The organism is Psychrobacter sp. SHUES1 (genome assembly GCF_001652315.1).
Taxonomy (GTDB): Bacteria; Pseudomonadota; Gammaproteobacteria; order Pseudomonadales; family Moraxellaceae; genus Psychrobacter; species Psychrobacter faecalis.
On record NZ_LXWA01000015.1, the window covers coordinates 1 to 704 of the forward strand.

Annotated in this window: 1 rRNA gene; it reads right to left on the reverse strand. The window is 34.9% G+C overall.

The features are described 5' to 3' along the window. Positions 1 to 610 precede the first annotated feature (610 nt). A 5S ribosomal RNA gene (rrf, locus tag A7325_RS00710) occupies positions 611 to 704 on the reverse strand; the annotation flags it as partial.

Here is a 704-nt window from a genome sequence, read left to right on the forward strand (position 1 = left end):
AGAACTTATCCTATCTAGCGAGCCGACTATCATATCATAATGATTTGGTTTGTCAAGCTTTTTTATAATTTGTTTCAATGGGTTAGCCAGGTTTGTTATATGTAATTGACATATAAGTTGTTCCGGTTCTCCCTAATAAGGTGCGTATTATAGACGCTTATTTTAATTAGTCAAGAAGTTATTTTTATTTAGTTTGAAAGTTTTATCCGTCTACTTAAAAGTAGTTTAATATGTTCTTTCTCGCTAATGAGTGTTTGTTCAGTAGCAAAGCACTTTCTAAACGTCCTTCCCTTTCGACTGGGTGGCATTATACGCGCTTTTAGTAGGGGGTCAAGCTAATATCAATTTTTATTTTATATATATTACAACTTATTGAAATACATCACTTAAATAAGTTGAATAGAGCATTATTTTTTTAGAAAAACGCTATAAAGCTATTACTTCATTAGGATATAAGATTCTTAAGCCGGATATACATACACGAATAACAGCTAATATTGGGCCTTATGAAAGAAAAAACGTACAGTCATTGGATTAATGATTATTTAACTTAAAGCAGACAAAGAAAACCCCCTTACACTTTCGCGTAAGGGGGTTTTCAGGAATAGAGAGCTGACGATGACCTACTCTCACATGGCCGGAGCCACACTACCATTGGCGCGATGATGTTTCACTTCTGAGTTCGGGAAGGGATCAGGTGGTAC